Below are 24,885 nucleotides of genomic sequence, written 5' to 3'. Positions count from 1 at the left end.
TTCTATCCCGAGCTCTTCGCCGATACCAGCCGGGCGGGCCTGACTCTGCTGGGGGTGGCGGAGGGCCGGACCCAGCAGGGGGCCGCACTGATCTCGTTCTGGTTCCACTTTGACTGGCGTCTGCCGTCCGGAGCTGCCGCGCCGTTTGACGTGGTGGACCTGGCTGAGCTCGCCGAGGACGGCCGTATTGCCACGCTGCGCATCGTGTACGACACCGTTGACGTGCGTCCGGCGTTCGAACGCGAGACCGGCAGTTCGTGGCGGCCCACCACAGATCAGAGCTGACGGGCTGCTGTCCACCCTGGCCGTGAAGCGATCTTCAGATGTCTCGGGGCGATCTGACGGATACACAGTGGGAGCGGCTGGAAGCCGTGTTGCCGCCGATACCGAAGATGGGCCGGCCGCCGCGGGATCGGCGGCAGGTCTTCGACGGGATCTGGTGGCGGGCGCGGACGGGCTCGCCGTGGCGGGATGTGCCCGAGCGGTACGGGCCCTGGGAGACGGTGTATGCGGTGTTCCGGCGCTGGCAGATCGACGGCACCTGGCCCCGCATCTTGAAGAAGCTGCAGGTCAAGGCTGATGCCGACGGCATCATCGAGTGGGAGGTCTCGGTCGACTCCACCGTCTGTCGAGCGCACCAACACGCCGCCGGCGCCCGCAAAAAGGGGCTGACGATCCGGGCCGGACGCGTCCGGACGGCCTGGCGGCCGAGCCGGACGACCATGGTCTCGGCCGCTCCCGCGGTGGGCTGACCACCAAGATTCACCTCGCGGCGGACGCTTCCTTCCACGTCCTTGCGGCTGTCATCACCGCGGGCCAGCGGGGCGACGCACCGGTCTTCGAGCGGGTCATGGAGAAGATCCGCGTCCCTCGGGTCGGCGTTGGACATCCGCGCACTCGCCCGAAGCACGTCCTTGCGGATCGCGCCTACTCCTCGCTCCAGATCCGCTCCTACCTGCGCAAACGCGGGATCGCGCACACCATCCCGGAGAGGCGCGACCAGGCCGGCCACCGGATCCGTCGTGGGTCGGCCGGTGGCCGCCCGCCCGGATTCGACCGCGAGATGTACAAGCGCAGACACAAGGTCGAGTGCCGGATCGGTCTGTTGAAGCAGGCCAGAGGCGTCGCGACCAGGTACGACAAGCTTGCCGTCCGCTACGAGGCCACCGTCCAACTCACCCTCATACGGCAAGCACTGTGACCACATCTCAAACACGCCCTAGTCGCCTAGTCCTGAACCATTGCTTCTCGCCTTTGCCTGCCAGCGGGTGAGGTTTCTGCGTGCCTCGACGGTGTGAGGGTGGTTTTCGCCGAGTGCGCTGATCAGGTCGGGCAACAGGTCGGCGAAGGCGGTGGCGGCGCCGGCCGGGGTCGCTTGCCTGTCCCCGCCAGTAGGCGAGGTTGTTGCGTGCGACGAGGGTGTCTGGATGGTCTTTGCCCAGTACGCGGATCTGGTCGGTAAGCAGCTGGGCGAAGGCGGTGGCGGCGCCGGCCGGGTCCCCTGCTCTTCCCCGCCAACGGGCGAGGTTGCCTCGGGTGCTGAGGGTGCCCGGGTGGTCTTCGCCCAGCGAGCGGATCTGGTCGGCGAGCAGATTGCTGAGGATGGCGATGGCCAAAGTCGGATTTCCTGCCTCACCGATCGAGCGGGCGAGGTTGCCTCGGGTAGTGAGGGTGTGAGGGTGGTTTTCGCCGAGTACGCGGATCTGGTCGGTAAGCAGCTGGGCGAAGGCGGTGGCGGCGCCGGCCGGGTCGCTTGCCTGTCCCCGCCAGTAGGCGAGGTTGTTGCGTGCGACGAGGGTGTCTGGATGGTCTTTGCCCAGTACGCGGATCTGGTCGGCGAGCAGGTCGCTGAGGGTGGCGGCGGCCCAAGCGGGTTCCCCTGCCGCACCCAACGCGCCGGCAAGGTTGCCACGTGTGGCGAGGGTGCCCCGATGGTCTTTGCCCAGTACGCGGATCTGGTCGGCGAGCAGGTTGCTGAAGGCGAAGGCGGCCCCAAGAGGGTTCCCGGCGTCAGCTATTGATCCGGCTAGGTCGTCTCTGGCGATGAGAGCGTCAGGGTGGTCAGGGCCGAGCCGGGAGATGACGGCGTCGGTCAGGTATCGGAAGTGGGCACAGGCTGCGGCGACGTGGCCGGCATCACCCAGGCTGTGCCCGATGCGGTAGAGGACCGTGTGTGTGTCCGGCTGGTACAGCGCTTCTTCCGCACAACTGGTGAGCGCTGCCGCGTTGGCGCGCAGGGTCTGGGCGAGGCCGGTGTCGTTTTCGATTGGGGGCCAGGCGGCGTGGAGGGCGTCTGCGGCGGTACGGGCAGCGCGGTGGTACTGGTCGGGCGTGAGGGTGTCGCGGACGGCGCGCTGGACGAGTTGGTGGACACGGACCACGGTGTCGGACGCGGTGGGGGTGTGCTGGATGAGGCTGAGCCGGCGCAGGGCGGCCATAGCCAGACGGACATCCCGCTCCGGCATAGGCTCCCCGTCCGCTGGCATTTGATCCACTGAGGCATCGGGGATGCGGCGGTGGGCGAGGTAGGTGCGGGCGGGAGCGCTAGTGAGGACGGCCTCAGGGATCCCATTGGCGCTCAGGAAGGCAGCCAGATGTAGCAGGGGGCGGGCGAGGCCGACCGGGCGCAAAAGGTCTGCGTGCTCGATGGACAGGGACCAGGTGGCGGCGACGGTGAGGGGCTGGCCGTCGGGGAGGCTGTCCGGTGCTGCATCACGTAGTCGGGCACTGCGGTCGGCGAGCAGTTGTCGGTAGTCGGCTGCGCTGAGGCCGGTGTCGGTGAGGTAGGCGGCAGCCTGAGACAGGGCCAGGGGGAGGTCCCCGAGATCGTCGGCGAGCCGGGCGAGCTGCTCGGGATATTCAAGGTGGGGGAGGGCAGCGGTGAGGTAGGCGAGAGCGTCGGTAGGGGTGAAGACCCCAACGTCGATGCGACGGCGGCCAGTGGTCAGGGCGGCGTCCTGGCGACGGGTCGTGACCAAGATCCGGCCCGTGGGACTGACCGGTGGCCACAAGTCGTTGAGGTGAACCGGATCGGTCACGTCATCCAGGACCAGTAGCCACCGGCAGACGCGCTGCCCGGTCTTGGGCTGCAGCCAGGCAAGGAACGCTGAGGCAGCCTGGACGGGGTCGTCGAGTGCCGTATTGCCGAGGAGTTCAGCCGCAGCTGCGGCGTAGCCAGAGACCACAGCGCTGCGGCTGGTGGCGGTGATCCATACGAGTACGTCCAGATTGCCGGCCTGCCAGGCCGTGCGGGCGTAGTGCGCGACGAGCTGGGTCTTGCCGACTCCGCCCAGCCCTACCACCACGTCGGCCGGGGCGGTCTCGGTGACGACTGCGGTGCCTTCGGCGGCGAGTGCTGTTGTCAGGCGGGCGGCTTCGGCGCGGTCCTGGAAGCAGCCTGCCTGTGGGGGGATGGTTCCGACCTGGTGCGGCCACGTGGCCGCAGGCCGGGGTGCCTCGTAGTGATCGTGCTGGATCTTGCCCGCGACGGGGCCGTAAAAGGTGCCGTTGCGGAAATCGACAACGTCACCGCCGCCAACGCGTGCCTCCGCAGTGCCCTCTTGAGACTGGTGCTCGTCATCACCCACCCCCCGATCCTGCTGCATGGGTACTCCTCTGCGCAGCCATCAGCAGCAGTGGCGGCGAAGAGATTGCCGCTGCTTCTACCCGGGCGGCGAGCGCCCGCAGGCGAAGTCGCAGCCGCGGATCTCGTAGGCGCGCGGGCGGTGCGGGTCGCGGCGCAGGAAGCCCTTGCGCTCCAGCGCCATCAGCTGGTGCGCGACCGAGGACGTGCTGGAGAGCCCGACGGCCTGGCCGATCTCGCGCATCGACGGCGGGTAACCGCGCCGCTGCACGGAGTCCCTGATGACCTCGATCACCCGGCGCTGCCGGTCGGTGAGTCCGGAGCTGTCCGCCCGGATGCCTGGAGGTCGGCCCGGCAGGGAGCGCTTGTGTCCCTCGGGATTCGTGGCTTCGTTCATTGCATGTACCGGCTCGACTCGGCCCTGGGAGCGGTCTTGGGCAGTGATGGTGGCACTTCTGCCGAGCAGGTTGGAGTTCATGCACTGCCCCTTCTGCAGGCACCCCGACAGCCGCGTGGTCGACAGTCGTACGACCGACGACGGCACGTCGATCCGCAGGCGCCGTCAGTGCCCGGACTGCTCCCGTCGTTTCACGACCGTGGAGACGTGTTCGCTCATGGTGGTCAAGCGGTCCGGAGTCACCGAGCCGTTCAGCCGTACCAAGGTCATCAACGGTGTGCGCAAGGCATGCCAGGGGCGGCCTGTCACCGAGGACGCACTCGCCCAGCTGGGTCAGCGGGTCGAGGAGGCGGTGCGGGCTACCGGAAGCGCCGAGCTGACCACCCACGACGTGGGCCTGGCCATACTCGGCCCGTTGCAGGAGCTCGACCTCGTCGCCTATCTGCGATTCGCCTCCGTCTACCGGGCGTTCGACTCGCTCGAGGACTTCGAGGCCGCCATCGCGGACGGAGGGTCTCGCGGGGGACGTCGGCGGCTGAGCTGTCTCGTGGATCAGGTTCTGAGGAGGACGTAGATGACAAGATCAAGACAGTGTGTGTGCTGGGCAGCATCCACCGAGGGGCTGCGTATCGAGCGCATCCACACCACCCCCGGCGTGCACCCGTACGACGAGGTCGAGTGGGCGCGCCGTGACGTCGTCATGACCAACTGGCGCGACGGCTCGGTGAACTTCGAGCAGCGTGGCGTCGAGTTCCCCGACTTCTGGTCGGTGAACGCGGTCAACATCGTCACCAGCAAGTACTTCCGGGGTGCTGTCGGCACCCCGCAGCGCGAGGTCAGCCTCAAGCAGCTGATCGACCGCATCGTGAAGACGTACCGGAAGGCCGGCGAGGACCACAAGTACTTCGCCTCGCCCGCCGACGCCGAGATCTTCGAGCACGAGCTGGCGTACGCGCTCCTGCACCAGATCTTCAGCTTCAACAGCCCCGTCTGGTTCAACGTCGGAACCCCGCAGCCCCAGCAGGTCTCCGCCTGCTTCATCTTGTCCGTCGACGACTCCATGGAGTCGATCCTCGACTGGTACAAGGAAGAGGCGTCCTCCGTGCGGCGCCCGCGGTGTCTCCGTAAGTGCTCCTGCGGTGCGTACGCGCGCGCGTGTTTTCACAGGTGGCGGGACGACTCAGCCGTGCGGAGGTATGCGAGTGCAACACGCGCGAGCTGTCGATGTATCAGCCAATCCCCACATCTAGTGGTTGGATTGCTACAGCAGCCCACAAGTTGTGGTCCTTCGGGTCTGAGAGGCCTCCGCGAACACCTATGCTTGGGGCTGCTTCCTCTCGGAGGTCCCACCGAGTCGTTCGCCTCGGTGCGAGGCGAAGTTCCTGAGCCTGGTTCAGGAACCCCTACGGGAACCGAAGGGAGGGGCGAGATGGCCGTGGAGGAAGCTCCGGGCGATCGCAGCGTGCGGTCTGGTCGTCGTCTGTTGATACGGCAGGCGCTGATCGACTGGTCGCCGGTGATCGCCAAGGTTGTCTACGAACTGCTGCAGTCCTTCTGGTCCTGACCAGGAGAGGGTACGGCCGGCTGGTGGGCGCTCACGCAGTGAGCCCGACCGCGAGTTGGACGGCCGGGCTCGTGACTGCGGCGCCTCAGGGGCCCGATTGCTGGGGTAGGAGCCAGCGTCGGGCCCTTCGGGGTCTCCCGATCCTGTAGAGGTCCGTGAGAGTCCCCTCGAGTCCCGGATGGTCCCTGGGCGTCCCTTGCATCGTAGGGCATCTGCTCGACGTCACACCGCATTGGGATGAGACGAACGTCCCGATCACTGCGCGCGGCCGCCCGGAGTGTGCTTACGCTGCCGCCCACTCCAGTCCGAGGTGGGCGGGGGCGGTGAGTTTGGCGCGTCGGGTCTTGGTGTTGGGCAGGAACACTCCGAGCTTGCCCTCGGTCCGGTCCGGCAGAGTCTCTACGTGGGCTCTGGGGACCTTCACCGAGCCCATACGGGCCTTGTACTGGTCCAGTGCCGCGCCGCGACGCCCTTTTCGAAGGCGCACAAGGCCGCCTTGGGCGCCTTGGCGGGGGATTCCTGCTCCGGTGCAGTGATACCACGCCGATTGCCTCCAGGAGCGCGCGCTGCCCGTCCATCAGGCCCTGCCAGACGGCGTGCTCACGGTTCTTGCGGAGCCATCGCCCGACGTCCATTCCGTGCACGGTGACGCCGGGCAGGACGTCGGCCTGGTCCTGGTCGCGGCCCAGCTCGCGCAGCGCGGCGTAGTGCCGCTGCCAGTTGGCTGGCCGCTTGGGGTTCCAGTGCTTGTCGACCGCCTCCAGCGCGGTCTTCCACTCGGGGTGGTCGTCAAGGGTGCCGGGGCGGCTCCCCAGCTGGCTTGAGCGCGGGCGTCGGCAGATCACGGCCGTGATCCGTCATGGCCCCGAGGCCCGGTTGCCTCTGCTCGGTCTCGCCCGCCGGACCTCAGCCGGAGATGGAGGTGCTTCGCATCAGGTCGGCCGCGCCGGCCACCGTTCCCAGTACATCGGCGGTTTCGACCAGGGCCTGTCGTACCTTCTCCAGCTCTTCGCGGAACTGCTCGGCTTGGTCCCAGGCTTGCTCGTGATCCAGGGCGGACCGGTCGGCAGGGCGGGCGGCTTCCCAGGTGCCCAGCTGGATGTGCCAGCGAGCCAGGAATGGGCGCAGTGCATGGTTCAGGACGGTCACGGCCAGGACGCCGAAGGAGATCTGAGAGTGCTTCGAGGCGGGGGCCACCTGTGGGCCGTAACGGCGCAGGATGTCTCGGGTGATGGAGAAGAGGCTGTACAGGGAGTTCGTCGCGTCGCGCAGCGAGCCTTGGCCAGGCTGGAGCGGAACGACCGCGATCCGGGTGACCAGCTCCACGTACAGCTCCCACGCTGCTTTGCGTTCGGCGTCGTCGGGTTCCCACTCGCCGCTAATCTCTCCGACGAACGGGATCGTGATCTTTACTTGGACCCGCTGGGGCATCTTCAGCGGCATCTTCATGCGCCCCAACCTTTCCAACGCAGGCGATCTCCACATTTGCCACCAGGGCAGTGCACGGCATGCCGTCTACCGGGACTTTCTCACGGGCGTATGCAGGCAGCAGCGAAGACCCATGGGGCGTTCGGGTGAGGCTGGGCGGGCTGACAGGTGCTCGGGGAAGGCCTGGTGATGTGTCAGGAGAGTGGGTGTTCGGTGGCGCAGGGGGCGGGCCGTGCGATGCGTTCTTCAGTTACGCACGGACCGACAGGGAGCGAGTGCTGCCGGTGGTGGAGGGCCTACGTGCAGCCGGGCTGAAGGTGTTCCTGGACGAGACGGGCATCGATGAGTTCGAGGGCATCACCCCGGCGATCCAGGCCGCGTTGGCGCAGGCGCGGTTGTTCGTTGCGTTCTACTCGACGACCTATCCGACCCGGCCGGCGTGCCAGTGGGAGCTGCTGACGGCGTTCCGGGCCGCGACCGCGCTTGGGGAAGCCAGCCAGCGGATTCTTGTGGTCAACCCCGAGGAGCGGGCGGACCATATCGAGCCGGTGGAGCTGCGGGACGCACGGTACGCGACTGTCGGGGGCGAGGAGGCGCTGGGTCGGCTCGTGGAACGGCTGCGGGCGAAAGCGGGGCAATCGACCAGTCCGCTGGGGGATGCCGTCGTACAGGAGCGTCCGGTGTGGCGGCCAGCCGAGCACACCGGCTCGCCCCGCTTCGTGGGCCGGGTGACCGAGTTCTGGCAGTTGCACAGTTACCTGCACGCGCTGGAGTACGCGGCCACCCATGATGAGGCCAGCGCCGGGCAGGCGGTGATCGCCGGACTGGGAGGGATGGGCAAGACACTGCTCGCTGAGCAGTACGCCCATCGCTTCGGCTCGTTCTACCCGGGGGGCATCTACTGGTTTGCCGCCGCTGCGAGCCACGACCCCGGCACCAATCCCGAAGAAGCCCAGGAGGAGGCCCGCGCTCAGCACCACCAGCAGATCGCCCGGATCTTTGGCATCGACCCGGCCCAAGCCACCTTGGAGGAGATCCGCGAGACCGCACGCCGCCACATCGAGCAGACCGGCAAGCCATGCCTGTGGGTGGTCGACGACATCCCTGGTCGGCTTCCGCTGGAAGTGGTCCGCGAGCTGGCCTGCCCGCACCCGCTGGGTCGCACTGTGATGACCACCCGCTGGCGCGGCTACCAGCTGCCCGCCGTCGACGTCGACGTGCTGCCGCGCGACGAGGCATGGCGGCTACTCACTTCCGCCCGCGCCCCCGCTGGCCTGGAGGAAGAGGCCGCGGCCGGCGATCTGGTCGGCGCACTTGGCTGCCACGCGCTGGCGGTGGACCTGGCCCGTGGCTGCATCGCTGACCAGCCCAGCCTGACCTACCAGCAGCTGCGCGCCGATCTGGCCGACACTCAGCACGGCGATGCCTTCCAGGACCTAGTCGACGACATCGAAGCCCAAGTTCCCACCGGCCACACCCGCGACATTGCCGCCACCTTCACCCGAAGCCTGAGCCGCCTTGATCGCGCCGCCCTCACTCTGATGCGCGCTGCCGCCGTACTCGCCCGCGCGCCCATCCCCGAAGCACTTCTCCACGCCATCACCGCCGAAGCCACCGGCAGCGAGGACACTGACACGGACCGCGCCCTGCGCCGGGCACTCAGCGCAGTCCAACGCCTCTCCGTCATCCGCCAGGACAGCACTGATCCCCCCACCTGGTCCGTCCACGCCCTGGTCGCCCGTACCCTTCTCCTCCAACGTCAGTCCTCCGCCGCTTGGCAGGTTCTCTGCACTGCGGTCGTAGCTGCCACCACCCGGCTGATGAAGCAGGCTTACAGCCCGGGACGGCTGGACCACCTCGCCGCCATCGCACCTCACGCGCGCGCCCTCACTGACCTCTTCGACACTCCGAACGCCCTGGACCTACTGGAGGCCTTGGCCCGGTACGACTACAAAACTGGCCAGCCCACCAGCGCCGCTCACCACTACGTACGCCTCGAGGCAGCGCAATCCCGCATCATCGGTCCCGACCACCCCCGCACCCTCGAAACCCGCAACGCCCTCGCTGGCGCCTACGAGCAAGCGGGACGGCTGAGCGAGGCCATCCCGCTGTACCAGCGGACTCTGGCGGACCGGGAGCGCGTCCTCGGCCCTGACCACCCCGACACCCTCATCTCCCGCAACAACCTCGCATACGCCTACCGAGTTGCAGGCAGGCTGGACGATGCCATCCCGCTGTTGAAACGGACCCTGGCAGACATGGAGCGCGTGCTCGGGCCCGACCACCCCAGCACGCTCCACTCACGCAACAACCTCGCCTACACCTACGAGGCAGCGGAGCGGCTGGACGAAGCCATCCCGCTGTACCAGCGGACTCTGGCGGACCGGGAGCGCGTCCTCGGCCCTGACCACCCCGACACCCTCATCTCCCGCAACAACCTCGCCTTCGCCTACCTGGGGGTCGAAAGGCCGGACGAAGCCGTCCCGCTGTTCGAAAGAATCCTGGCCGATGCCGTGCTGGTGCTCGGCCCAGACCACCCCGACACGCTCGCTTACCGTGGCAACCTCGGCCGCGCTTACCGGGAGGCCGGACGGCTCGAGGAAGCCATGCCGCTCCTGCAGTCCGCCCTGGTGGATATGGAGCGGGTACTCGGTCCCGACCACCCTGACACTCTCACCTCCCGCAACAACCTCGCCTACGGCTACGAGGCGGCGGGAAGACTGGACAAAGCCGTCCCGCTGTACCAGCAGACCCTGGCGGGCCGGAAACGGGTCCTCGGCCCCGACCACCCCGACACCCTTGCCGCTGGCGATGACCTGGCCTATGCATACCAGGGCACGGGAAGGCTGGATGAAGCCATCCAGCTGTTCAGGCAGACCTTGGACGACGCCGTACGGGTGCTCGGCTGGGAGCATCCGCTGACGAACACGATCAACCGTCATCATGCTTTCGCACTGGTCAAACAGCTCTTCGGCGAGCACATTGCCCCCCGAGACTGCGACAGAGCCCCGCAACCGAGCTCTGGTGAACACATCTCTGAGGGCGACATAGAGCAGTCGGAGTCCTCAGATGTTCAGGATGACCCCGAAGGTGAGGCGGATGACTCGGGTACCGACGGCGGCAGAGAAGGTGGTTGACCGGGAACAGCAGTCGGCTACCGCCTGATGTCTGGGTCGTGATCGCCGGCAAACGTTGCGACTCCATACACCGGGCCTAGGGACGTCCTGATTCCGGGGCTGTCCGAACCCGGGCCAGGTCAATTCGGTGGTCCGACGGCGGCGGCGAGCTGGTTGCGAGCTCAGCGCTCGAGGTCGCCGACCCGGTAGACAAGCGGTTCGACCTGGTCACCAGACGACGCCTATCGAGCGCCGCAGCGCCGCTGTTCAATAAGAGGCTCGGACATGTGGCGGCTGCGGGAGGGGCGGACCTATGGGCTGGGTACGGACGGCGACAGCGGTGGTCCATCACGGTGCGTTCGTCTCCCTGTACCGTGACTCGGTACTTCGTCCGGATGGGCGCCCTGGTACGTACGAGCACGTCACGGTCAATGATGGAGTCCGAGTTGTGGCCCTCGACGACAACGGGCGGGTTGTGCTGGTCGAGGACGACTTCTACCTCCAGCGACGGCGCGTCCTGCACCTGCCCGGCGGCGGCTGCGGCGGCCAGTCCCCTCAGGAAGCCGCCCTCCGGGAGCTGGAAGAGGAGACGGGACTGGTGGCTGGCGACGTGCACCAGCTAGGGGTGATCGATCCCATGCCGGCCGTTACGTCGGCGCGCACGTTCCTCTTCCTGGCGACCGATCTGCGCCCCGGGCTGAGGCGCCGGGATGCCACCGAGATCGGGATGACCCAGCAGTGGCGCCAGTTCCAGGATGCCGTTGAGGCTGTACGCAACGGTGAGATCACCGAGGCCGGGAGCGTCGCTGCGCTCCTGCTGGCCCAACCCGCTCGGAGATAGGGTGACAGGCGTGGACAAGGAGCCGTTCGAAGTCGTTTAGCCTGCGCTTCGCGGCGCGCTGATCGGCGGCCGCCTTCCGCAGATTGAGCCAGGTGTGATCTTCGAGAGCGGCAACCTCGGACGATGGTTGGAACGGCAACGCGAAGACCTGGGCACAGCTGTCTGAATAGCAGCACCGGCGGCTGTCGACGCGGGGCATGACACCCGCTGAGCAGCCCGCGCATGGCTTTATCGATGACTCACGACAGCAGTTGTTCACGACTGCGGGAGGCGCCTGCCGCGCCGGGATGCCGATGTCGACGAGAACGGGAGGCAGTACGCCGCCGTGGCCCGAACGATGGCGCCGATGCTGTGCCACGGGCTGCCTGGCCCCGTAGCCAGCGCTTTTCTCCCCGGCCACCGGGCTTCGATGAAGATGCCGACGGCAGAGAGTGCCTCCAGCGGCGGAGCGGTGCTGTCCATCGTCGTGGACAACAGCTCGACGTCGGCCGACGGGGTGCCTTCCAAACTGCTGTAGAAAGGCTGCTCCTCGACGCTTACAGAGCCACGCGCAAGAGCACCGGCCGGGGCGGCCGTGACCAGGTCTCGCCGATGTCCTGAGTGGCACCGATCTGCCAATCACTGCGACGGGTCCGCCGCTCAAACTCGAAGACCACCCATACGGCCTCCCGCGGCAGGCCACACTCGGCGATTCTGAGTGCGTTGTGGCAAAGGGAGTCCCTGTTCGATGAGCAGGGGCTTCTTTGTGTACGGGGCATGATCGCGGAGGTGTAGGGGCAGGCAGCGGACGGCTTGTTGTTGATCGAGGAGGTCGCGATGCCGTCGGTGCTGGGGTTGATGGAACAGCGTGAGGCGCGGGCGAGGCAGGATCTGGAGTCCTGGACGGAGGTCCTGGAGCAGGCTCAGGCGGAGGTGGATGCCGCGCGGGAGCGAGTCGAGCGGGCCCGGGTGGGGCGTGAGGAGCTCGTGTCGGTGCTGGCCGGGGAGAGCCTGGTGACTACGCCGGTTTCCGTGCCGTCTGGTGGTGAGATGGCTGCCGCCGTGGGGTCGGGCGGCTTGGGCGCGGGTCATGGCGAGCGGCCGCCGGTGTGGCGGTCGGGCATGGGTGAGGAGGTGCTCAGCGGCCTGTACCGGGAGGTGTTCGCCGCGGTGGTGGCCGCTTCGGGGCCGGTGAACGGGGTGGAGTTGACGCGGGCGGTGGGCCGCGAAGCGGAGATCAAGAACGAGGTGGAGAAGATCCGTCACCGTGCCTACGTGCTGGAGAAGCGGGGCTGGCTGGTGCGGGCGAGGGACGGACGGTTCATGCCCGCGCCCGGAGCAGTCGGCCGGGACGCTTCTCCGGCCAGCGCGGAGCGTCCCCGGCCAGGTGCCGGGACAGCCTGATCACGGCGGCCCACCACACCATCTGGGCGTGGTGGTCGAGGCGGCGTTCGTGGTCGCGGTTGAGGCGGCGTGAGCGCGACAGCCAGCTCAGCGTGCGCTCCACCACCCACCTGCGGGCCAGTACGACAAATCCGCGCTGCCCGTCGGAGCGGCGCACGACCTCGACGCGCACCCCGTGACGGGCGAACGCCTCGGCCAGTGCGGGGCCCTGGTAGGCGCTGTCGACCCACACCAGCTTCAGCAGCCGGCCCGGCTGGTCCATGAACGTCTCCAGCAGCGCGGGGGCGGCCTTGGAGTCGTGCACATCGGCCGTGGTCACGGTCACCTCCAGGAGCAGACCGTCGGTATCGGTCAGGATGTGGCGCTTGCGCCCGTCACGCGACTTGCCGCCGTCGTATCCGCGGCTGTCCTCGCCGACGGTCTCGGAGGCGTCCACCGACTGACTGTCGATGACTCCCGCGCTGGGCTCAGTGTTGCGGCCTGAACGTTCCCTCGTCGTGCGGCGCAGGCGTTCGTGCAGTTCACGCACGTAGCCGCAGGCCCGCCAGCGGCGGAAGAAGTCGTAGACCGCCCGCCAGTACGGGAAGTCGACCGGCATGGCCACCCACTGCACGCCGTTGTCGACCAGATAGCGCACAGCGTCGAGCATCTCGCGATGGCAGTACGCCTCCGGACGCCCGCCCCGCTTCAGGAGCCAGGCCGGCACCGGCATCGCGGAGCGGACCTCGGCCCACTCCGCATCCGTCATGTCACTCGGATAGCAGCCTGCCCGCCGTCCCGGAGCGATCGAACCGAACCGGTGCACGTAGCAGTCACACCCAGGGGTGACCGCAGTAGACGCAGCCACAGTGGTACTGCTCAACTGATCAGGCAACGGGATTCCTTGGTCGTGCTGGTGTTGTAACCGCGTCACTACCAAGGGGCCCGTTCTCTCATGCCCGCGACCGCACCCGAACCTCAGTCCAGACGACCACCCGCTGCCGCTCGAACAAGATCCGGTTTGCCACAACGCACTGAGGCTTGGGGACGGACGTGACGTAGCAAGCGCCTGGTCGGTTCAGCGACGGCAGACCGGCTGATACGGCTGGCTGGTCAGAACGGACGCCCACTCCGCATGCGTGAGATCTCGACCTGCTTTCGCGCACAGACGCCGGACCCAGGACCCGGTGTCGACGTCCCAGATGACGACTTTGTCGGATCCGGTCGTCGCCAGCAGCCGGCCGTCGGCGCTGAAGACCGGGCCGCGAAGATGAGCCGGGGCCGACTGTTGAGGAACGGCCAAGGTCACCATCCGTTCTCCTTGCGCGATCGACCAGAGGCTGACGCCACCGTTATCCGACGCGAGCATGCGGCCGTCCGGGCTGAAGGCGACAGCAGTACCGAGCGTGGTATGGACGGTGAAAGTGGCGCGCCTCGCGTTCGCAGCGAGATCCCAGAGGACGACGCTGAAGTCGCCGCCGATGGCTGTATTCGCGCTCTCCAGGGCGTTCCAAGCAAGGACGTCGCCCTTGGGGCTGAAGCTCAACTGGTAAACCGGTTCGCCACTGGCGCTTGAGAACGCGCTGGCCTGAGTCTTGGTCGCGATGTCCCAAAGGATGATCTTCTGGTAGCCGTATCCTCCCGTTGCCAGGACACGGCCGTCTGGGCTGAATGCAAGACCATGCACGCTGTAATCCGTGTACTGCCTAGGAGTGAGCGTGGCGAGCCGGTGTCGCGTGGCCACATCCCACAAGATCACAGCACGGTTGGCCGCCGTGGCGAGAGTGCGTCCGTCCGGGCTGAAAACAGCCCCCGTGCTCTCAGGGTCGGAGGGCGCAACGCCGGTCAGGGTCGCCACCTTGGCGCCGCGAGGAACATCCCAAAGAAGAACGTTCGTTCCCGCGATAGTGACGAGAATGCGCCCATCGGGGCTGAAAACAGGATGCCCTCCGGCGACTGGCGTCTCGGTCAGTCGAGCTCGTCGGGGGATGTCCCAGAGAATGGCCCCGGCAACGGTTGGGATCGCCAGGATGCGTCCGTCTGGGCTGAATGCAGGACTGCCGTAATAGCTCTTTTTTGCGCCGGGTGCCATGGCCAGAATCAGCGGGTTCTGCGGAGTGATATTCCAAACGATGATTCGGCCGTCTTTGCCCGAGGAAAGCAGTGTGCGTCCGTCGGGACTGAAAGCGATGTCGAGGACGGCACTGGTATGGCCGCCGGTCAGGCTGTCGAGCTGGGTCCGTTTGGCGACGCTCCAAAGGCTGATACTGGCGCTGTTGTCGCCGGCAGCTAGGAGTCGCCCGTCGGGACTGAAAGCGACGGCATGGACATCGCCGTCGCGTTGCCAGGTGGCCAGAGGAGTACGTTTGGCGACGTCCCAAAGGATCAGCTTGGCGTCGTGGCCCCCCGTGGCGATCATTCGTCCGTCCGGGCTGAAGGCCATGTCGAACACTCCGCGGGTGTGACCGCCGGCCAGATTCCCCAGCAGAGTGCGCGTGCCGACGTCCCAGAGGGATATACCCATTGCCAGGGTCCGTCCGTCCGGACTGAATAGGCAGGTGGTTCCGCTTGCGTCGTAAACCAAGGTCGCCAGTTTCTTGTGCGTTGCGGTATCCCAGAGAGTGCACTTGTAGGAGATGGTCGTCTCGTCAAAGCCGGGGAGAGCGAGGGTGCGGCCGTCCGGGCTGAAAGCAGGGGTTCCGGCTTCCATGCCGCCGCCGAACGTGGCCCTCTTTGTCCCCGAGGCCAGATCCCATACGACGACCCTGTCAATTTCCGCAACAGCGAGAGCTTTCCCGTCAGGACTGAAGATCGCCGAATAGGGGGTACGGCTGCCGCGCAACGTACGAGGGAGGTTGTCGGGATGGGCCAGGTCCCGCAGGAAGAGGTGACTGCGCTGTCCACCTGACGAGACGACGGTGCCGCCGTCAGGGCTTAGCGCTAGGTCAGTCACCGCCCGGCCTGGCCCGGCGAGGAAGCGTTCCACGTGTTGGCTACGCTGAAGCTGTCTCAAGAGGTTGGCCCTGGCCTCGGCGGTGCCGCTGACCTTGAAAGCAGCTGCGCTGAGCAGCATCGCTGTCTGCAGGTCGCTCTGGCTCCTCAACTCGGCGGTCGCCGCTAACTGCCGCGAATTGGCGATGGCGAGCCGATCCAGAGCCATTTGCCGCTGCTTGAACGCGACGACTGCCGCTCCACTTGCGGCGAGCGCCAAGGTGGCGAGGATGGCGACCGCGGCACGGATCACCCGGTTTCTCCGCCGGTGCTGCCGTACGTCCTCACCTTCCAGCTCATCGACCTCCCGACCATGGATTGGCGCTGCCAGTTGGGCAATGCGGACGCGGAATTCTGCGTTCTGGATGTCGAGTTGGTCCTGGCCTCGCACCCGGCCAAGGTCTACATATCCGGGCTGGTCGCTGAAGACGCTGTGAAGCTTAGGAGGAAGCACGGTGACGCCGTGCAGTTCGGCTGGCAACGCGGCGGGTTTTCTATCGCCAGAGTCGCAGTCTTCGATCACCCACTTGAAGTCGCGGGATTCGTTGTCCCACTCCATTTTCCCAGTAGTGAGCACGAGGAGCAGCTTGCGGCCTGTGGGGTCGCGCTCCAGCCAGCAGGTGATCTCTTTGTCAATCCACTTAGACTCTTTTGCTTCTGGTGACACCAGAAGGATAAGGAATCTGGATTCCCTTAGTACCCGCTCAATGGACGGCCACAACTCCGGGCTTGCCGAGAGGCTCGTCTCGTCTCGGAAGACCCTGAGCGCTCGGAGCCGGTACCAGGGACGCGCGAAGGCGTGAAGGCCCTCGCGCAGCGCGGACGCAAGGGCAGCGTCCGGCGTTCGGCAGTAGGAGATGAATACGTCGTAGCTAGCCTGTTCGAGGGGCGAACGATTCCATGGTGCCGAGAGCCGCTGGAGCCTTGAAATCAGCGCCGACCGCAACACCATGAAGTGGCTCCGCTAGATGATCGATTCCGGTGGATTGTCTGCGAAGACGAAATGAGGGTTTCCAATATTCGACCAGGTGGCGAGTTGGGCCACCACCGCACCTACGTGCCTATTATCCATGCTGGGGTGCTGTATTCCATCCAACACCAGTCTCGTGTTACTCAGGTTGAACTCGCGGTGTCCGGTGGTCTGATCACGTTGTTATCCATGATCAGGCCGGTGGGCGGCAGGGCAGCCTTCTTGCTCGACGAGTTGGTCAGGGCGAAGCGGAAGGCTGTCACGATCGTGTGTGTGGTACCTCCAGCAGCGAGAGGTCCTGGCCGATCTCGGCTACAGTGGCCTTCCATTCACCGCAGCCAGCCTCGCGCCATATGGCGAGCCCCCGTCGGCCGTTCAGGACGCCGCACGAGCGCATCGTGGCCACGATGCGCCGCTGGGCAGCCGTCGTTTGATCGCACACGGCGGCGGGGCCCGCGAAGGCCAGCTGGCTTGCATGCGAACTTCACCAGAGCGGCGCCGGTGCCTTCGCCGCTATCGCCGCCAACCGCATCGACCTTGCCCTGCCGGACGAGGTCGATGAGAACACGACCGCCAGTCGGATCAAGGAAGCCGTGGCGGGTGCCGTGCCGCGGGTCGCGGAATTCCGAGGCACAGCACCCGCCCGCTTCGTTAGTTTGACCAGGTGAATCCTTCGAACCACACTGCGTCGGCGGGCCGGCGGTCGGCATGACGACTACGACATCTCTGTTCGTCTGCCGCCCCGCGGACGTGACTCTGGAGCGCGTTCGCGAACTGGTGGCCGTCGGCCAGCCCGAAAGCCTGACCTTGGAGTACAAGGAAAGCTACGCCTCCAAGATCCCCGACTCGGTCGCGGCGATGGCCAACAGCTACGGCGGCCTGATCCTGGTCGGGGTCACCGAGCGGAACGTGCCCGATCGGCTCATCGGCGTTCCGGAACCCACGATCGTCCAGATCGTCAGCGGTTGTCACCAGAAGCTGGAGCCGCCGTGGGTGCCGGAGATCATCCCGGTGCCCCTGCCGGAGACCGACGGTCTGATGGTCCTGGTCGTCCGTGTCGACCCCGCGATGGCACCCCGCCCACTCCTGATCCAAGGTGCCGCCCCGATCAGGCTGCACGGACGCAACGCGGTGGCAGACCGGTCGCGACTCACCCAGCTCATCACCGAACCGGCCCCTCAGACCGCGGCCGCCGGGCTGCGGCTGTCGCCGGTGGAGCTTCCCCGAAACGACCAAGCGCAGGAGACAGCCGACTTCCTCCTGCGCACCGGGATGTTTGTTCCGGTTGACGCCTCTGCCACCTGGCGCCCGCTGTCCGAACGCGGTGTGCAGGCCTTCACCGACGCGCTGAACAACTCCCCTCTGCACCACGCACTGTTCCACTGGTGCGCGTCGCTCGGCGACGGCGGCATGAACCCGTTCCACCGGTCCGGCTTCAACCGGGCCCGCAAGGTCCGGCTGCTGTGGCAGGGCGGCCCCAACCCGGCCTTTCCCCTCGAGGCCGTAGCCAAGATTGATCTGCCCGACGCTTACGGGACTCCCGTCTCGCATCTGCAGGTGTCCGTGGAAGTCAGGGCGGGCTTCCTCCATGCCCTGGGAAGCCGACCGGCCCTGTCCGTTGCCCGCCTGCACGAGCTGGTCGACGCCCTGGCTGCCTCCCTGGTCGATGAGGAGGTCGTCGGTGCGGTCGCCGCTCTTGCCGGAGTCGACTCTCTCTTGGTGCCCCAGCCCCTTGGGCTGGACTTCCTCAGCGGCATCGACGTGCCGGACCTGCTCGCCGGGAACGGCCTGACCCCCGTGCGGGACGCCGGGACCTCGCGCGGAGCCAATCTGCTCGCCGACCCCGGCGTCGACCAGCGCGACCCCGCAGAGCGCCGCGCCCTCATCGACAGCTGGCTCCAGCAGATCAGCCTCGATGCCGGTCTGCTCGGCATGGAGCAGGCCTTGGAGCGGCTCCATGCCGCCCCACCTGCTGAGCCGGTGCTCTCATGACCGCCGGGCCGGCCCTCTCTTCGAAGGACCGGCCCGGCTCGTGTCTGGCATGGTCAGCGGGCGCTGCGATCGATGAGCGGGCCGTGCTTCCAGCAGACGCCCTTGGTGTCCTCATGGCGGGCCATCCACACCATGCTGGGCCCGTCCTCGGCGGCGGCTTGGGCGATGTGCTCCACTAGCGTCGTGCAGAGGTCGGCGGCTTCGTCTTCCTCAAGGTCGCCGGTCGGGAACCCGGCCCGCGCGTCCTGCCGGACTTCCTGACCGCTGCGCAGGGCCAAGGTCAGGAACGCGGGCTGCTTCACGTCCCACCACACCTGTTCGATGATGTCGCCCCGCACCAGCCGCGTGCCGAGCGGCTCGCTCCACAGCTCCACCCACACGTCCACGGTGGCCATCAGACCTGGCCTCCCGCCCTACGCCGGGTTTGCTGCAGGCCTATCGCTTCGGCGACGTCCTCGGACAGGCTCTCGTAGGGCAGGCCGGCCTTCTCCACGATCTGTCGGACGGTCTCCGCCCGGGTACGGGGCAGGACATCGAGAATGGCGGCCTCCAGCCTGGTGAGACGGCGTAGGAACTGCTCCATGTCGACGCGGCCGTCGGGCCGCCGGATTTGCTTCCAGACGAAGGCGTACTTCGACGCCCAGTCCTCCAGCTCAGCCCACTCCAGCCGGGTCACCAGCCCCGGCGGCGTCGACTCGCCCGCGTAGTCGTTGCCGTGCAGGCCCCACGGGCGCAGATTGTGATGCCGGGCATGGGAGGGGCTGCGGTAGGCCCACAGAAAGGACGTGTCCGCCGTCCCACGGTTGCCGGGGTCCACGACGACGGACCCGGGCGGCAGTTCGTAGGCGTAGGCGATGTCGTCTGCGGCCTTCTCCACCTCACCGTAGTGGTTGGCCCCGGGCACGAGCTGAACCTGCCCGCACCAGCCGATGTTGCTCACCACCGGATCGAGCGTGGCACCCGGCAGGATGCCGCGGCGATGGGCGATCCTCTGGTCCCACACCCCACGGACCTGCGCGCACTCCTGGAGATACTCGTTACGCCGCCGCTGCTGTTCGTGGTCGGTCATCGGCCCCTCTTCCCGTAGATCGGCCAGAACCTCCCGTTGTACCGACTCCACAGCCAGCGGGTGCGCGCCCCCACAGAAATTGGCCTGCAATGTCCCACAGACCAGCCGCTTCGGGGCTGCCGGGGCTACGCGCTCAGCCACCGTCACGGGGCCGCCCGGCGGGACGGCTCCCGAAGTCGTCGCGCCGGGCGGCGGGATGACGAGGGCCAAGGCACGTACTGCGCCCTGGCCACGGCGTACTCAGGTGTTCCGACGTCATCAACCGGAAGGCGGCCATGAGCCTCAGCGAGCAGCAGAAGAAGGAAGCGACGCCGGCAAACTATGGCTACCCGGGAGACCTCTGGTACGCGATGGCCCGTCTCCACGCAGCCCACCCCGAGCCGGTCGGCCACAGCGTGCCGTTCGAGCGGCCGTCGGCGCTGCTGTCGATCACGGAGCCGGACGACCTCGTCCTCGCGGCGCGGGTGGGACTCTCCGGGACACAGACGATGGGCCACCTTCACGACCTGATCGATACGGTGACGCGCGACCTCGCCGGGGACAGTCGGATCGGCGTCATCGCTCTCGTACCCGACGTCGCGCTGGAAGTCATGGTCGGCAAGCAGCAGGAACTGCCGCTGCACACCGGCCACATCGCAGGCCTCACCCAGCTCCTGCGGGACTCCCTCGGTACCCTCGGTGCCCACAGCACACCAGGGAGCGGCCCGTGCTTCCACTGCGAGGGGACTGAGCGTGCCCGCCCGCTGTGGGAGCGGTCGCGGTCAGCCGGCTACGACGTCGCTTAGTTCCCGTACAGCGCGCTCGCGGTGGTGCTGTGCGGGGATCGCCTCGAACAAGTCCAGGGCGCGGCGGCGGACCAGGCCGGTGCGATAGTCGACGGGCAGCGCCGTCAGGGCGTCGACCGCACGGCGGCACGCCTGCTCGGTGTCGCCGTCGTGATGGGAGCACGCCGCCGCGTCGATGTTCAGCAGGGTGCGCGTCATGGTGCTGGTCGGCGCGGACAGCTCCAACGCCCGCTCTTGACTCTCCCGGGCGCGGCGGGGGTCCCCGGGCGTGGTCAGCGTGTGGCTCAGGTGCACGTTGTGCTTCTGCTCGGAGTACGTCAGCCAGGTGTCCGACCGCTCGGAGTCGGGGAGCCGATTCATGAGGGCGTCGGCTGCGGTGAGCACGGCGCGGGCTTGCTCGCTCTGGTGGTTGAGGGCGTAGGCGCGGGCGGCGACGGCGGCCGCCAGCACCGCGGCGGCGGTCGGCCTGGTGCCGGCCGCCTGCCGGGCTTGGTCGGCGAGGTCTGCTGCCGCCCTCGGAGCGCCGTAGTTGAGCGGCACCATCGCCTCCCGGGCGAGGACCCACGCGTGCAGCTGGGGGTCGCCGGATTCGGCGGCGGCCCGGGCGGCGGTGGCGAACCAGGAGCGGGACTCCCGCCGGCTGCCCAGGTCGTGTAAGACGATCGTGGTCATCCCGGCCATCTGCCCAGCAGTCCGGCACAGCCGCGCCCGGACCGGTGCGGGCTGCGGGACGGTGAGGAGCGGACGTAGGGTCGTGAAGTCGGTGACCAGGTCGGCCAGCACGCGGGTGGGCGCTTGTCCGTGGTAGCCGTACCCGTAGCTCTCGGCGGCGGCCTCGAGGTCGGCCAGGTCCTGGGGAACGTTGGGGGAGAGGGTCTGGTCGACGTCGGTCCGGGCGGCAGTGAGCGCGGCGAGGGCCGGAGCGGTGAGGCCGGCGGCCAGCGCGCCACGCAGCAGGTTGCGGCGCTTCATCGGATCTTCTCCATGGTCGGACTCCGTGCTGAGAACGGCGGTGTCCTCCCAGGGTTGCGCAGCAAGCCCCAGTAGGGCACCGGGAATGCGCAGTCCGCCGGCGATTCTCTCGACAGTCGTGAGGGCGGTGACAGCTGTGGTGCCCCGGGCGATCTGGCTGACCCGCTCGGCTTTCAACGCGCACGCTTCGGCGATCCGGTTGAAGGAGATCCCCACGTCGTGGGCCATCGCGAACACCGTGGTGAAGTCCCGCTCACGCAGGGCCCGGACGAACGCCGGGTCGGCCAGCAGGCGTCGCGGCACTTGGGCGGGTGACGGCGGTAAGTCATCCACAAGTCCCCCAGAACTTTCGTGGAATGACAGTGCGTCAGCCCAACGACCATACCCACCGTGGGGGCCCCATCACGGGGTTATCGCCCGTGTTGTTCGCGGCTGTACTGGCGGTGTTCGCGGCCGCGGCTATCCAGGGCCCGGCCGCCCGATCAGGAGGAGGGTCCTTATGCAGAGTCCCGCCACGCCCCCGCCCGCCGTGCCGTCGACGGGCGGCCTGGTCCGCTCCCGTCGGCTGATCGTCGCCGCCCGGGGCCGCAACGCCATCCCCTCGGACGGCGGCGGCACCGGCAAGAGCGACGGCAACGACTGACGATCGGGAGCCCTACGCGATGACACCCATGTCCATCGCGGCGTGCCTGGGCGAGGACTTCCTCGCCCAGGCACTGCACCGCGAACACCGCCACGTACCCGGCGCCCTCGATGTCGCCGGAATCATGACCTGGGACGACCTCAACCAGATCCTCGCCTCCCACCGGCTGGAACCGGGGTGAGCAATAGTCGCCGAGTTCCCGGCCTCGTCCACGACCGACCGGCGTTCTTGAGAGTGCCTGTACCAGGACTTGTTACCTCGTCCGGGTGACCGGAGCCGGTTCTGACCCAACCTCGCCCCGAGTACGCAAGCCTCATTGCTGATGGGATTCCTTCAGTCTGGGTGAAGTCGAGGAGGCGTGGGTTGGCTCTGGCCGTCGTACGCGACCTGCGCGAGTACCGGGCCCCGGCGAGCGAGGAGGAACTCGCCCAGTTCGAGACCGATGTACTGGCGGGGTTCGTACTCGCACGAGCGTCGGCCGGGCTGGTCGACAGCACCATCCGCAACGACACCAACCACCTGGACCTGATTCGGGACTGGTTCGGCCGCCCGCTGTGGGAGATGCAGCCGCCTGACGCCGACGTCTACTTCGGCAAAGTGCTCCGCGACGCCAAGCCCTCGACCCGGACCGGCCGGGCAGGGGCGCTGGCGGTGTTCTTTCAGTTCCTTGAGCTGCGACACAAGGTCGAACTGCACAACCTCACCGGCCGTGTGGTCGAGTGCCCGCTGGACGAGATGAACCGGCCGCGGGCCTCGGTGGAACCGCAGCTGCGCATCCCGCCCAGCGAGGCGGAGATCGAGGAGCTGTTCGCCGGATGGCGCGAGGAACTCATTTCCTGCCGCAAGTTCGGCCCGGCCGCTCGCAACTACGCGGTTGCCCGGCTGGCAGCCGATGTGGGGCTGCGGATCAACGAGGCGCGGATGCTCGACCTGGACGACGTCCGGTGGGAGCTGGGCCGGTTCGGCAAGCTCAACGTCCGCCATGGCAAGGGCTCCCGGCGACGGGGACCGAAGCCGCGGCTGGTGCCACTGATCAATGGCGCCGACCGCAACCTGCGGTGGTTCATCGAGGACGTCTGGGGACACTTCGACGCCGACCACACCCGACCTGGTGCCCCGCTGTTCCCCTCCGAGCGCAAGAACCAGGACGGCTCCTGCGCTCGGGCGACCGCCGACGTCTACCGCAGGGCGCTGGCCGGCGCTGCCACCCAGCACCTCCCGACCTGGGCCGGGAAACTCACCCCGCACGTGCTGCGGCACTTCTGCGCTTCCCAGCTCTACCTCGCCGGCATGACCCTGTTTGCCGTCCAGGAGCTACTCGGACATACCTGGACAGGCACCACGGCCCGGTACATCCACGTCCACGGCACCCACGTCGAAGACGCCTGGGTCGCCGGACAACAGCGCGCCACCGACCGATGGAAAGGACTGGCCCGATGAAGTGGAACCTTCGTCTGGCAGCCGCCAACCGCGGCATCTGGAAGGCCAGCGAACTCCAGCGGATGCTCGCCAAACGCGGTGTGGTGATCAGCGCGGGGAAGATGTCGGGCCTGTGGTCCGGCCAGCCGAACACCGTCAAGCTCGACGAGTTGGACGTCATCTGTGTGGTGCTCGGCTGCGGCGTCGAAGAGCTCCTGCTGCCCGAGCCGGAGAGGGTGCCGGATTCGACGCCAGCGACCGATGAGCAGACCGTCGCCGTGGGCCAGCCCCGCGCCGTCACCCCGCGTCCTCGCACGGGAAGGTCCCTGCCACCCAGATGAACTGCATGCACTGCGGCCAGCCGCTGCCCGAGGGATCGCGGCGAGACCGGGCTTACTGCGACAACAAGCGTCGGGGCCTGGCCTCCTACTATCGGCGCAAGTCCGGCGTCCCGCCCCCGCCCCGCTGGCAGCATCCGGCCCTGACCTCGAATAATCCCGCGCTCCGGTCGGCCGCGGGCCCACGCCCAGCAACTCGGCGAGACCAACGGCTGGTCACTATCACTCGTCCGGTGCGCGATGGACGGCCTGACGACCGTACTGGAGGACCGCCTGCCCGGCGAGCCCGTGAGGGTCACCGACGTCCGTACTCGAATACCGCGGCACGCTTCCAGCTGCCGGGTCGCCGAGGTACTCGCCGATCTGGACCTTCTGGACGACGACAGCGCCTTGGCGATCCGCTCCTGGGTCGACCACCGCACCAGCGAACTGCCCGTCGGCTTCGCCAGCGACGTCCGTGCCTGGCTGCTGGTCCTGCTCGACGGTGACAGTCGCGCCAGGCCCCGGTCACACACCTGCCTATACGTCTACTTCGGGTGCGTCAGACCCCTGCTGGAGAACTGGGCGGCCACCCGCGGGCACCTACGGGAGATAACCGTCGCCGACGTCACCACCGTCCTGGCCCCGTTGCGCGGATGGCAGCGGCGCAACGCCATCGCCGCGCTGCGCTCGTTGTTCCGCTTCGCCAAGAAGCGCGGCCTGATCTTCGCCAATCCCACCACCCGGCTCAAGACCGAAGAGATCGAGCGCAACCTGCTGCCCATGACCGACGCCGAAGTGCTCGCCGTCGAACAGATCGCCGTCACCCCGGCACAACGACTGATCGTCGCCCTGGCCGCCGTCCACGCCGCCCGCGCCACGGCCATCCGACACCTCACCCTGGACAACCTCGACCTGCCCAACCGCCGCATCTCCATCGCCGGACACACACAACGACTCGGCGAACTACCCCACCAGACCCTGCTGGCCTGGCTCAACCAACGCCGCACCGTCTGGCCGAAGACCCCCAACCGGCACGTCCTCATCAACGCGAAGACCGCCCTGGGGACCGGGCCCGTCAGCGCCGAATACCTCAAGCGGCACCTCCTGCACCAGGGCGTCTACCTCGAACGCATCCGCGGCGACCGGGTACTGCACGAGGCACTGACCGTCGGCGCCGACCCGCTGCACCTCGCCCTGGTCTTCAACCTGTCCCACACCACCGCGAGCCGCTACGCGACCATCGCCCAGGACCTGCTCGACGACCAGATCGAGCAGGCCGCCGAGAGTGAATGAGTATCCTGCCGATACAGCGGCGACGAACCCACCGCGCTTTCGAGCCCGCCAGCAGAAGACCCCGTGGGTTCCCGGTGAAAGTCCCTCAGTCACGCTGAACTCACGGCCGACGTGCCATTAACGAACGTGTCACCAGCCCC

The 24,885-nt window shown here is 67.7% G+C and carries 21 protein-coding genes and 3 pseudogenes; 14 read left to right on the top strand and 10 right to left on the bottom strand.

Translation table 11 applies throughout. The features are described 5' to 3' along the window. Positions 1-285, top strand: a 285-nt coding sequence (locus tag AQI88_RS38960) for a hypothetical protein (protein WP_067009662.1), incomplete at its 5' end; no start/stop codon positions are given. A 38-nt stretch (positions 286-323) separates the two neighbouring features. Further along, positions 324-1,201 (top strand): IS5 family transposase gene (locus tag AQI88_RS44305; protein WP_398697566.1). Its coding sequence is split into 2 segments (ribosomal slippage): positions 324-671 and positions 674-1,201, totalling 876 coding nucleotides; the frame shifts between segments, so codons are not numbered across the junction. A gap of 7 nt (positions 1,202-1,208) precedes the next feature. On the opposite strand, the gene fxsT (AQI88_RS38945) is transcribed toward AQI88_RS44305, so the two are convergent. Both fxsT (AQI88_RS38945) and AQI88_RS38940 read right to left on the bottom strand, forming a co-directional pair. Continuing rightward, positions 1,209-3,605 carry an FxSxx-COOH system tetratricopeptide repeat protein gene (gene fxsT, locus AQI88_RS38945; protein WP_244184550.1) on the bottom strand — a complete coding sequence of 799 codons (2,397 nt, stop codon included), beginning with the start codon at positions 3,603-3,605 and terminating at the stop codon, positions 1,209-1,211. Positions 3,606-3,671: 66 nt separating this feature from the next. Continuing rightward, positions 3,672-4,061, bottom strand: a pseudogene (locus AQI88_RS38940) (LexA family protein); the annotation flags it as partial. Between AQI88_RS38940 and nrdR the strand changes: the two are divergent. After that, positions 4,060-4,554, top strand: a complete 495-nt coding sequence (nrdR, locus tag AQI88_RS38935; protein WP_244184549.1) for a transcriptional regulator NrdR — start codon at positions 4,060-4,062, stop codon at positions 4,552-4,554. The pseudogene AQI88_RS38940 and the gene nrdR sit on opposite strands and share 2 nt — an antisense overlap. Next, positions 4,555-5,077, top strand: a pseudogene (locus AQI88_RS44300) (vitamin B12-dependent ribonucleotide reductase); the annotation flags it as partial. 750 nt (positions 5,078-5,827) lie between these two features. Here the strand turns inward: AQI88_RS44300 and AQI88_RS48905 are convergent. From AQI88_RS48905 to AQI88_RS38920, 3 genes and pseudogenes are all read right to left on the bottom strand, one after another. Continuing rightward, entirely contained in the window at positions 5,828-6,031 is a 204-nt protein-coding gene (locus AQI88_RS48905) for a hypothetical protein (protein ID WP_317933069.1), read from the bottom strand. A 112-nt stretch (positions 6,032-6,143) separates the two neighbouring features. After that, a pseudogene (locus tag AQI88_RS48900) lies at positions 6,144-6,389 on the bottom strand (helicase associated domain-containing protein); the annotation flags it as partial. A gap of 61 nt (positions 6,390-6,450) precedes the next feature. Further along, a complete protein-coding gene (locus tag AQI88_RS38920) occupies positions 6,451-6,993 on the bottom strand; it encodes a hypothetical protein (protein WP_208616031.1) in 543 nt (180 codons plus the stop codon). Between the two features lie 59 nt (positions 6,994-7,052). Between AQI88_RS38920 and fxsT (AQI88_RS38915) the strand changes: the two genes are divergently transcribed. The 3 genes from fxsT (AQI88_RS38915) (at position 7,053) to AQI88_RS44290 (ending at position 12,312) form a co-directional block, all read left to right on the top strand. Continuing rightward, positions 7,053-10,109 carry an FxSxx-COOH system tetratricopeptide repeat protein gene (fxsT, locus tag AQI88_RS38915; protein WP_079058097.1) on the top strand — a complete coding sequence of 1,019 codons (3,057 nt, stop codon included), beginning with the start codon at positions 7,053-7,055 and terminating at the stop codon, positions 10,107-10,109. Positions 10,110-10,401: 292 nt separating this feature from the next. Then, positions 10,402-10,929, top strand: coding sequence for an NUDIX domain-containing protein (locus AQI88_RS38910; protein WP_067009644.1), 528 nt, complete (start codon positions 10,402-10,404; stop codon positions 10,927-10,929). 816 nt (positions 10,930-11,745) lie between these two features. Continuing rightward, a complete protein-coding gene (locus AQI88_RS44290) occupies positions 11,746-12,312 on the top strand; it encodes a BAR domain-containing protein (RefSeq protein WP_244184548.1) in 567 nt (188 codons plus the stop codon). On the opposite strand, the gene AQI88_RS38900 is transcribed toward AQI88_RS44290, so the two are convergent. Both AQI88_RS38900 and AQI88_RS38895 read right to left on the bottom strand, forming a co-directional pair. Continuing rightward, the gene (locus tag AQI88_RS38900; RefSeq protein ID WP_244184547.1) at positions 12,230-13,060 is read right to left on the bottom strand and encodes an IS5 family transposase; all 831 of its coding nucleotides are present in this window, start codon (positions 13,058-13,060) and stop codon (positions 12,230-12,232) included. The genes AQI88_RS44290 and AQI88_RS38900 overlap by 83 nt on opposite strands. Before the next feature lie 309 nt (positions 13,061-13,369). After that, positions 13,370-16,234, bottom strand: coding sequence for a toll/interleukin-1 receptor domain-containing protein (locus tag AQI88_RS38895; protein ID WP_079058095.1), 2,865 nt, complete (start codon positions 16,232-16,234; stop codon positions 13,370-13,372). A 726-nt stretch (positions 16,235-16,960) separates the two neighbouring features. Between AQI88_RS38895 and AQI88_RS38885 the strand changes: the two genes are divergently transcribed. Next, complete coding sequence (locus tag AQI88_RS38885) at positions 16,961-18,244, top strand: AlbA family DNA-binding domain-containing protein (RefSeq protein ID WP_079058094.1); 1,284 nt, start codon at positions 16,961-16,963, stop codon at positions 18,242-18,244. A 53-nt stretch (positions 18,245-18,297) separates the two neighbouring features. On the opposite strand, the gene AQI88_RS38880 is transcribed toward AQI88_RS38885, so the two are convergent. Next, the gene (locus AQI88_RS38880; protein WP_067009624.1) at positions 18,298-18,639 is read right to left on the bottom strand and encodes a hypothetical protein; all 342 of its coding nucleotides are present in this window, start codon (positions 18,637-18,639) and stop codon (positions 18,298-18,300) included. After that, on the bottom strand, positions 18,639-19,313 hold the full coding sequence (locus AQI88_RS38875) for a hypothetical protein (RefSeq protein ID WP_067009621.1): 675 nt from the start codon (positions 19,311-19,313) through the stop codon (positions 18,639-18,641). Before AQI88_RS38875 ends, AQI88_RS38880 begins: the two co-directional genes overlap by 1 nt. Positions 19,314-19,588: 275 nt before the next feature. On the opposite strand from AQI88_RS38875, the gene AQI88_RS38870 reads away from it, so the two are divergent. Continuing rightward, entirely contained in the window at positions 19,589-20,098 is a 510-nt protein-coding gene (locus tag AQI88_RS38870; RefSeq protein ID WP_067009617.1) for a hypothetical protein, read from the top strand. On the opposite strand, the gene AQI88_RS38865 is transcribed toward AQI88_RS38870, so the two are convergent. Further along, on the bottom strand, positions 20,075-21,373 hold the full coding sequence (locus tag AQI88_RS38865) for an NsdA family TPR-like regulatory protein (RefSeq protein WP_244184545.1): 1,299 nt from the start codon (positions 21,371-21,373) through the stop codon (positions 20,075-20,077). The two genes, AQI88_RS38870 and AQI88_RS38865, sit on opposite strands and share 24 nt — an antisense overlap. A gap of 196 nt (positions 21,374-21,569) precedes the next feature. Between AQI88_RS38865 and AQI88_RS46920 the strand changes: the two genes are divergently transcribed. The 5 genes from AQI88_RS46920 (at position 21,570) to AQI88_RS38850 (ending at position 24,745) form a co-directional block, all read left to right on the top strand. Continuing rightward, entirely contained in the window at positions 21,570-21,713 is a 144-nt protein-coding gene (locus AQI88_RS46920) for a hypothetical protein (protein WP_167357511.1), read from the top strand. A gap of 19 nt (positions 21,714-21,732) precedes the next feature. Continuing rightward, on the top strand, positions 21,733-21,894 hold the full coding sequence (locus AQI88_RS46310) for a cupin domain-containing protein (protein ID WP_159050508.1): 162 nt from the start codon (positions 21,733-21,735) through the stop codon (positions 21,892-21,894). Positions 21,895-22,076: 182 nt separating this feature from the next. Continuing rightward, positions 22,077-23,153, top strand: a complete 1,077-nt coding sequence (locus tag AQI88_RS38860; RefSeq protein WP_067009612.1) for a tyrosine-type recombinase/integrase — start codon at positions 22,077-22,079, stop codon at positions 23,151-23,153. After that, entirely contained in the window at positions 23,150-23,473 is a 324-nt protein-coding gene (locus AQI88_RS38855; protein WP_067009609.1) for a helix-turn-helix domain-containing protein, read from the top strand. The genes AQI88_RS38860 and AQI88_RS38855 overlap by 4 nt, the downstream gene beginning before the upstream one ends. Before the next feature lie 237 nt (positions 23,474-23,710). Continuing rightward, on the top strand, positions 23,711-24,745 hold the full coding sequence (locus AQI88_RS38850; protein WP_208616029.1) for a hypothetical protein: 1,035 nt from the start codon (positions 23,711-23,713) through the stop codon (positions 24,743-24,745). Positions 24,746-24,885 lie beyond the last annotated feature (140 nt).

Origin of the sequence: Streptomyces cellostaticus (assembly GCF_001513965.1) — a bacterium.
In the GTDB taxonomy this organism is placed as follows: Bacteria; Actinomycetota; Actinomycetes; order Streptomycetales; family Streptomycetaceae; genus Streptomyces; species Streptomyces cellostaticus.
The sequence above is the reverse complement of the archived record's forward strand: the minus strand, read 5'-3'. Positions and strand labels throughout refer to the sequence as shown.

What these genes read in the sequence shown, in the direction of transcription:
- AQI88_RS46310 (WP_159050508.1), top strand. Translation starts at nt 21,733, where the DNA reads ATGACACCCATGTCCATCGCGGCGTGCCTGGGCGAGGACTTCCTCGCC.
- AQI88_RS38850 (WP_208616029.1), top strand. Translation starts at nt 23,711, where the DNA reads ATGGACGGCCTGACGACCGTACTGGAGGACCGCCTGCCCGGCGAGCCC.
- AQI88_RS38895 (WP_079058095.1), bottom strand. Translation starts at nt 16,234, where the DNA reads ATGGTGTTGCGGTCGGCGCTGATTTCAAGGCTCCAGCGGCTCTCGGCA.
- AQI88_RS38885 (WP_079058094.1), top strand. Translation starts at nt 16,961, where the DNA reads ATGACGACTACGACATCTCTGTTCGTCTGCCGCCCCGCGGACGTGACT.
- fxsT (WP_079058097.1), top strand. Translation starts at nt 7,053, where the DNA reads ATGCCGTCTACCGGGACTTTCTCACGGGCGTATGCAGGCAGCAGCGAA.
- AQI88_RS38880 (WP_067009624.1), bottom strand. Translation starts at nt 18,639, where the DNA reads ATGGCCACCGTGGACGTGTGGGTGGAGCTGTGGAGCGAGCCGCTCGGC.
- AQI88_RS38855 (WP_067009609.1), top strand. Translation starts at nt 23,150, where the DNA reads ATGAAGTGGAACCTTCGTCTGGCAGCCGCCAACCGCGGCATCTGGAAG.
- nrdR (WP_244184549.1), top strand. Translation starts at nt 4,060, where the DNA reads ATGCACTGCCCCTTCTGCAGGCACCCCGACAGCCGCGTGGTCGACAGT.
- AQI88_RS46920 (WP_167357511.1), top strand. Translation starts at nt 21,570, where the DNA reads ATGCAGAGTCCCGCCACGCCCCCGCCCGCCGTGCCGTCGACGGGCGGC.
- AQI88_RS38870 (WP_067009617.1), top strand. Translation starts at nt 19,589, where the DNA reads ATGAGCCTCAGCGAGCAGCAGAAGAAGGAAGCGACGCCGGCAAACTAT.
- AQI88_RS38900 (WP_244184547.1), bottom strand. Translation starts at nt 13,060, where the DNA reads ATGACGGATGCGGAGTGGGCCGAGGTCCGCTCCGCGATGCCGGTGCCG.
- AQI88_RS38920 (WP_208616031.1), bottom strand. Translation starts at nt 6,993, where the DNA reads ATGAAGATGCCGCTGAAGATGCCCCAGCGGGTCCAAGTAAAGATCACG.
- fxsT (WP_244184550.1), bottom strand. Translation starts at nt 3,605, where the DNA reads ATGCAGCAGGATCGGGGGGTGGGTGATGACGAGCACCAGTCTCAAGAG.
- AQI88_RS38910 (WP_067009644.1), top strand. Translation starts at nt 10,402, where the DNA reads ATGGGCTGGGTACGGACGGCGACAGCGGTGGTCCATCACGGTGCGTTC.
- AQI88_RS44290 (WP_244184548.1), top strand. Translation starts at nt 11,746, where the DNA reads ATGCCGTCGGTGCTGGGGTTGATGGAACAGCGTGAGGCGCGGGCGAGG.
- AQI88_RS38875 (WP_067009621.1), bottom strand. Translation starts at nt 19,313, where the DNA reads ATGACCGACCACGAACAGCAGCGGCGGCGTAACGAGTATCTCCAGGAG.